General features: G+C 64.6%; 8 protein-coding genes and 1 pseudogene. 5 read left to right on the top strand and 4 right to left on the bottom strand.

Annotated elements, in window-relative coordinates; translation table 11 throughout:
- Positions 1 to 340: 340 nt before the first annotated feature.
- Positions 341 to 724 (bottom strand): hypothetical protein, encoded by a 384-nt coding sequence (locus tag ON22_RS34270; protein WP_156052412.1) that lies wholly within the window; start codon positions 722 to 724, stop codon positions 341 to 343.
- A gap of 244 nt (positions 725 to 968) precedes the next feature.
- On the opposite strand from ON22_RS34270, the gene ON22_RS34275 reads away from it, so the two are divergent.
- The 3 genes from ON22_RS34275 (at position 969) to ON22_RS36225 (ending at position 3,019) form a co-directional block, all read left to right on the top strand.
- Positions 969 to 1,661, top strand: coding sequence for a hypothetical protein (locus tag ON22_RS34275; protein ID WP_033247072.1), 693 nt, complete (start codon positions 969 to 971; stop codon positions 1,659 to 1,661).
- A 100-nt stretch (positions 1,662 to 1,761) separates the two neighbouring features.
- Positions 1,762 to 2,178 (top strand): hypothetical protein, encoded by a 417-nt coding sequence (locus tag ON22_RS34280; RefSeq protein WP_156052411.1) that lies wholly within the window; start codon positions 1,762 to 1,764, stop codon positions 2,176 to 2,178.
- Positions 2,179 to 2,728: 550 nt separating this feature from the next.
- Entirely contained in the window at positions 2,729 to 3,019 is a 291-nt protein-coding gene (locus tag ON22_RS36225) for a hypothetical protein (protein ID WP_033247070.1), read from the top strand.
- Here the strand turns inward: ON22_RS36225 and ON22_RS37745 are convergent.
- Positions 2,958 to 4,223, bottom strand: a complete 1,266-nt coding sequence (locus ON22_RS37745; RefSeq protein ID WP_051158454.1) for a pentapeptide repeat-containing protein — start codon at positions 4,221 to 4,223, stop codon at positions 2,958 to 2,960. The genes ON22_RS36225 and ON22_RS37745 overlap by 62 nt on opposite strands.
- Positions 4,220 to 4,765, bottom strand: a complete 546-nt coding sequence (locus tag ON22_RS34295) for an RNA polymerase sigma factor (RefSeq protein ID WP_255218576.1) — start codon at positions 4,763 to 4,765, stop codon at positions 4,220 to 4,222. Before ON22_RS34295 ends, ON22_RS37745 begins: the two co-directional genes overlap by 4 nt.
- On the opposite strand from ON22_RS34295, the gene ON22_RS38355 reads away from it, so the two are divergent.
- Positions 4,703 to 5,038, top strand: a complete 336-nt coding sequence (locus tag ON22_RS38355; RefSeq protein WP_231508774.1) for a hypothetical protein — start codon at positions 4,703 to 4,705, stop codon at positions 5,036 to 5,038. The genes ON22_RS34295 and ON22_RS38355 overlap by 63 nt on opposite strands.
- 634 nt (positions 5,039 to 5,672) lie before the next feature.
- Here ON22_RS38355 and ON22_RS34300 read toward each other — a convergent pair.
- Positions 5,673 to 5,960, bottom strand: a complete 288-nt coding sequence (locus tag ON22_RS34300) for a hypothetical protein (RefSeq protein WP_033247068.1) — start codon at positions 5,958 to 5,960, stop codon at positions 5,673 to 5,675.
- Between the two features lie 85 nt (positions 5,961 to 6,045).
- Here ON22_RS34300 and ON22_RS34305 point away from each other — a divergent pair.
- A pseudogene (locus ON22_RS34305) lies at positions 6,046 to 6,390 on the top strand (hypothetical protein); the annotation flags it as partial.

Genomic DNA, 6,390 nt, shown 5'->3' on the forward strand with positions numbered 1-6,390 from the left:
ACACTTTCCGCGGCCAGTGGGCAAACGGCTCAGCCTGGCCCGGGACCGAACAGCTCAACCACGCGTGGAACGAGGCGCTTGTTCCAGGTCAGGTATACAACAGTCATTCGTGTGGCTACGTGGTGCACGCAGCTCGGGCACGAATCGGGCGGCCTCCAGTGGATGGGGGAGCTGGCCGACGGCTCCGTCTACGAATGGCGCCAGGATCTCGGCAACGTCTACGCCGGCGACAGCAAGCGCTACAAGTGCCGCGGCCCCATCCCAGATCAGATCATCTGCTCTGCTTCGAGATCGGCGGACAGCGAGCAGGACCCGACGACCCGGCCACCGTCGGCTGTGTTCAGCGATACGGGGCGTCGGCGGCCTGCACGTGCGCCGACACGATAGCGGCCAAGGTTTCGGGTTCGGTGTCGCGGAAGGTCAGCTCGATGCATTGGCTGTCGACATCGATCCGGATCAGACCTGAGCCCCATACCGAGGCGTTGTCGATCGAACTGCTGTCCGGCTGGTCGATCAGTGAATCTCTGGCCCATGAAGCGCGCATATGTAGCGGTGCGTCCTCGCTGATGGCCTCGAACCCGAACGGTCCACGCTCGAATCCGTGCCGGAGTAGACAGTCGTCGATGGCGGTGATGACTGCGGCGAGCTGTTCATAGGTGGGCGGGTGGAGGTCGAACCACGGCTGCCACGACAGACGGTCGCCACGAAAGTTACGGTCTCGCACGAGTATGAGGATTCCAGCCGGCCCGAAAGCATGGTCGCGCACGGGTGCCTATGGTGGTGTGGGATGGTCCGACGACTATGTAGTGCCAATCCTGCCCGCAGTATTCTTCGACCGCGGCAGGTCGGCTCCGGTAGTCACCCCAAGTCCACCGAGGGGTCAGTGGGTCGGCGCTGACCGGCGATGAGAAGTATCGGTTAGTGGCGAAATCGGTGAGTCCTGGGCACCGAATCGCGATGATGCCCGCATGGACTCGACGATGGCGGATATGACGGCGACTCATCCCCCGACGGCGCTGGAGATTTTGCATTCCACCGTGGATCGGCTCACAGCTACCGACCCGGCGGATTCCGCCGGTGCCGTGGGGATCATCTATGAGGCACTGGCTCTCACCGCAACCGCGAACAGTCTGATCGACAAGGCACTGATGGAATTCGAGTTCGAGGTGTATTGGCCGGGTCAAGACTTCCTCATCGGCGCGCGAGAGCAGTACTTGACCCTGGCCGTGGACCGGCTCACTTCCGCGCTTCCCACTCCGATATCCGCACTCGTCCACGACCAAGTGACTGTGCTGACAGGCCCCGAAGTAGCGCCGCAGCAGTACCAGCCACACCAGCCCGACGGCTATGCCGGGGTGGTCTGTGATCCCGACGCGCCGGAGCGGGCTCGCCAGTTGCTTCTGCACCGCACACAGTCCGTCGCATCGGCGAACAAGGAGGTATGGACCCAGGTGCAGAACCTCCTCGTCCGCTTCGTCGATCAGGCTTCGGACCCACAGCACCGCACAGCATGCCGGGTAACAGCCCTGCTCGTCGATGCGATTCTGAATCCAGATCCGGATGAGGACCCTGAGGCCATCCACCGGCGAGTCCTCACCATCGAAGCCACCGGCAAGACTGTCGGCGAGTCTCGCTCACACCCGAGACCATCGACGCGGTAGTCGCACTCGCTACCCGGGGCCGGTCGTTGCACTCTGCACGTCGTGCGGCCCCGGGGTTCTGGAGTTGGCGCTAGGTCTTCGGCCGGGGATGCTGGGGGATGTGGCTTCGCCGACTGTGTATGTCGATGTTCTCGGTTACCCGCATGTCTGTCGCAGGTGCAGCGTCCAGCAGGACTGGGTGTGGGCGGTGCAGGCCCGAGCGATTCCTCGAGACGGGTTCCGGGAGGCGTTCGCCACCGATCAGGAATACCCGGTTCAGATCGCCCGGGACTTGCTGATCGCCGCCGGACACCCCGACCGGGCAGCGTTGCTGGGACAACGGCGCGAACGCGGCCGGAGTTTCAATCCGAACATCTGTGGCTCGTGCCGCCACCAGGAGGATTGGTATTCCTTCGAAGGTGTGCTCACCGCCGGGTATCATGAGGTCAGGCGCGCTATTGCCTCCGCGACGTGTCCGGTCGCCAGGTGGCGCGAACTGGTCGACCTCGCCCGCGACAACGGAGCCCACTGGGTCTGACCTCAGCAGGCCCGACGAGACAAACCGGGCGGCCCCTCGCTCCGCACCAGCGCCGCATCTCGCTACGCCAGGCTGAGCAGTCCGTGAGGAGGACTCCACGGTCGGGGGCTGGCTTCGACGTGCGACCCGGACTCGACTCGCCTCACTGAACGGTGACCGATATCCAGAGACCGCAAGCACCACTAGCCAGCGTCCCTCGTTTCCGGCTCCAGCCAGGCAAAATTCGATTCCTCGTGTCGCTGGGACATCGCATAATCGCGGGATGGCAACGATGTCCCTTCGCACGATCACGCGGCGGGGCGCGTACGCGGTGGGCAGTATCCCTGCGGTTTGTGCACCACAGTGGGCACCTTGACCCGGACGCATGTCCCGCCTCAGTCGGCGGGTAACAACGCGGCCGTCGGCCGGGCGTACCTGGTGGAGCGGAACCAGAAGATGCAGCGCGGCCGGGAAACCCGCGGTGGCCTATATGTTTCGGGCTGTGCGAGCAGTGCAACAATCTGCCGCGCCTGCATCCGATCGTCACAGTTGTCCATCTCGTGGGCAGTCCATGCGCACCGACACGACCGCCCAGGTGCTGCGCACGCTCACCGAGTACCGCGACGACCTGATCCGGACCCGTACCCAGACCGCCAACCGGTTGCACCGCCTGTTGGTCCAACTGGTGCCCGCGGGTCTGCCCAAACGGCTCACCGCCGAGGCTGCGGCCCAGCTGCTGCGTCCGGCGCCCGTAAGGGGAGAGGGCCTGGTCGATCGTTGGCCCGGTTGTTCGGTGCTGCTCAGACCACCGGTATACGGGGAAGTAGGACGGGGCCTGGTGATGTTCCTTCGGCGGGGTTGAGTCGGTAGCAGCCGCGGCCGAGTGGGGTTGATCGTTTGATGACGTCGTTGCGGTATCGGCCCCAGATGGTGGCTTCTGACCATGTCACTTCTTCGAGGGCGGTCAGGTCGAGCAGTTTCGCGTCGGTGAGGTCGGCGCCGATCAGTATGGCGCGTCGCAGGTCGGTGTGGGTGAGGTCGGCGGCGGCGAGGTTCGCTCGGGTCAGATTGGCGCCATACAGGTGCGAGCCGCGGAGGTTCGCTCGCCCCAGGTCTGCGCCTTCGAGGTTCGCGCCGGCCAGGTATGCCCTGGTGATGTAGGCGCTGGGTAGTGCTGCACCGGAGAGGTCCGCGTTGTTGAAGTCCGCTCCGGACAGGACTGCGCCGGCGAGGTCTGCTCCGGACAGGTGCGCTGCGGCCAGGACGGCTCCGGACAGGATGGCCCCGGTCAGGTGGGCGTTGGTCAGTGTTGTGCCCGCGAGTCGGGTGCCGATGAGACGGGCGGTGGTGAGGTCCGCGCGGGTGAGGTCGGCGCCGGATAGTTCTGCTCGGGAGAGTTCGGCCCCGAACAGGCTGGCGTCGGCGAGGTTTGTGCCGTAGAGGTTGCCGCCGCGCAGGTTCTTGCCGTCGAGGGTCGCGCCGGCGAGGTTTGCGCCGACCAGGTTCACCTCGGTGAGGTCGGTTTCGGTGAGGTCGGCGCCGGCGAGGTCGACAATGCCTGAGCTGTCCATTCTTCCGATGTCCTGGACTGCCTTCTGCCTGGCCAGGGCGGCTTTACGCACGGCTTTTCGCCGGGACTTTTGCGCGCGAATCTCTTCGCGGTGTTCGCGGGCGAGTCGGGTGGCCTCGATTTTGGCTATTTGACGCCGATTTGTCTCCAGCAGTGCTGCGACACCGATGGTCAAGGCCACGAGCATGGCTACAGTCGCTACGCCCGCCACCAGGGGGCCGGCGTAGAAGGTGACCAGGGAACCGGCGCTCATCAGTACGCCTGCTACCCAGTACTTGACGAGTGGACGCTTCCACCACGAGATGGTCGACCGGTCGGGCTGGTCGGGTGCGGGGTCATCGGCGGGCTCGTCGTCGTCCAATGCGCGCTGGAGCCGATCCCAGCCCTGCTCTGCCGAGCCGGGGCCGTGCTGTTCGGTGTAGTAGTCGCCGAGCTTGTCGAAGGCCTCGGAGATGGTTACCGAACGATCCGGATTTCTGCTGTCGTGCGCAGTCATATTCTCACTCCGTCGATCCCTGGAGCCGTGGTGTCGTCGGCGTCGTAGAAGGTGATCTCGCCCCCGTCTTTGCAGGCGAACAACTTGATCTTCTTTCGCGCGGACCAGCGGTGGGTCTTCACCGTTTTAGTGGTCGTACCCAGCGCTTCGGCGATTTCGCTGTCGGTGTAGCCCATGACCCAGCCCATGAACGCGACGCGGTACTCGCCGTCGGTCAATCGTTTGACCGCTACTCGGGCGAAACGGGCTACGAGTTCATCGTCGATGATCCGGTCGAAAGGGGCTGCGGCAGCGCCGGCGGCGGTGTCGAGAGGTAGGTGGGTGTCGTCGAACCCGGCGAAGAAGACGAGTTTGCTGTCTTTGCGCCACAGGTCGATCAGCCGATTCTTCGCTGTGGTGATCAGGACTCTTTGGACGTCCTCGTCGTCCATCACTGCCAGCCGAGGGGCGTAGGTGCGCCACACTTGCAGGAACACCTCATGAGTCAGATCGTCGGCATGCCCACCTTCGCCGCGCACCGCGTTCAGCAGGTACCGCCGCACGTGGGCATGCTCGCGTCGATACAGCTGCTCGAACAGTGCCCGATTCTCGCCAGCGGCCTGTTTTTTCGGCTCGTGGCGCTGTTTCGTCGACCGGAACCTCATGTCGCCCGTATCTCCTGCACTGTTCGCACCGCCGGTGGGGTACCCCATCCGGCGGTGCCGGTATCGACGACGATGGCCGATACCGAACTGCCTCGGCGAGTAACGGATACGGCCCTGCTGCCTGATTCCGCCAACCGAAGGATCGTTCGTATCTCCAGCAGCCGCTGGTAGCGGCGCACACAACCAACGACACCCAACCAGACACCGCCGATCCCCGTGGACAGCGCTAAACCCAAAGTGATGGCGTCCCACTGGACGAGGAGCCACGGAAGTATCGTCATACCCGGTAAACGGATAACGCTTTCATAACGTCAAGATCCGCTGTTGAGAGCGTGTTTCGCTCGCGATGAATCCGTCAGTGGTGGACCGTGGACACGGCGGCCTCTCGGGTAGGGAGATCGATAGTTCTCTGGGTGTCCGGTAGCAATCGCCCGGAAATCCGCCGAGGAATGCGGTTCGCCGGGGCCTGATACCGCGGCGACCATGAGCCCGCCACCACACTGTTCGCCGACCTCAAACGCCTCTACGGGCTGCGATCTCTGACCGTGCACGGCGGCCAGGTCACGCTCAACCGGCTCGACAGCAACCTGGCCGCCATAGACTGTGTCCCCGTAGCCCAGAGGACCAATAAGCAATAGCGATTCACGATGCATCACCGATCGCCACGCGACGGGATCGACCAGCGCGGTCGATGGCGGCCGCCTACTCAATACGTAACCTCACGGTGGGCACCACCCACCACAACTGAAGGGCCTCCCCGATCAGGAATGGGTGGTGTCGTTTCGTCCTCGGGCGAGTTCAGGCACTACGACGGTCGGGGCAGTATCACCTTCCAGCGGGCCCACAGATCGGCAGTAATCGAGTTGTCCTCGCGGTCGGTCCGGTCCACCGCGCGCTCCAGCGCCGGTGGTGTCGGATCATGGAAGGTCAACGCGTGCAGCAGGCGTTGTCCGGCAGCGGTAGCTTTGGCCAGGATCGGCAAGATCGATTCGAAGTCGTGGGCGCACACCGTTGCGCTCTGCACGGTGTTCGGTCCGAGCAGGTCGGCGGGACAGGAGCACAGCGGAATCCGGTCCGGACATTTCGCCGCCACTGCGGATCTACCTCGGGGACACAGTGGTCGGCTACGGTGGACGCCAACCGAGATCTTCCGTTCCATCCGAGGTAGGGAGACGCTTATGCGCGGGCATGCTCTGGCTGTCGCCGCGGTGGTGGTGTCCGCGGCCGCCGCCGTGCTGGTTCGGCCGCCGGCCGCGGCAGCCGAACCACCGGGCATCCCGGTCGCCGCGGCCGCGCGAACGCTACTGGATGGTCTGACGGTGGCCGAAGAATCCTCGGCCCGTGGGTATTCGCGCGACAAGTTCCCGCACTGGAACAGTGTGGGGGAGTGCACGACCCGCGAGACCGTGCTGCAGCGTGATGGAATCGATGTGACGGTGGATGGGGAATGCCGGCCCGTCACCGGCACGTGGGTTTCGCCCTACGACGGCCAGGCCGTGACCGACCCCGGTGACATCGATATT

Origin of the sequence: Nocardia carnea NBRC 14403 (genome assembly GCF_000308515.1) — a bacterium.
Taxonomy (GTDB): Bacteria; Actinomycetota; Actinomycetes; order Mycobacteriales; family Mycobacteriaceae; genus Nocardia; species Nocardia carnea.

Coding starts and splice junctions, on each gene's coding strand:
- ON22_RS34275 (WP_033247072.1), top strand. CDS start 969: ATGGACTCGACGATGGCGGATATGACGGCGACTCATCCCCCGACGGCG.
- ON22_RS36225 (WP_033247070.1), top strand. CDS start 2,729: ATGCGCACCGACACGACCGCCCAGGTGCTGCGCACGCTCACCGAGTAC.
- ON22_RS37745 (WP_051158454.1), bottom strand. CDS start 4,223: ATGACTGCGCACGACAGCAGAAATCCGGATCGTTCGGTAACCATCTCC.
- ON22_RS38355 (WP_231508774.1), top strand. CDS start 4,703: ATGAGTCAGATCGTCGGCATGCCCACCTTCGCCGCGCACCGCGTTCAG.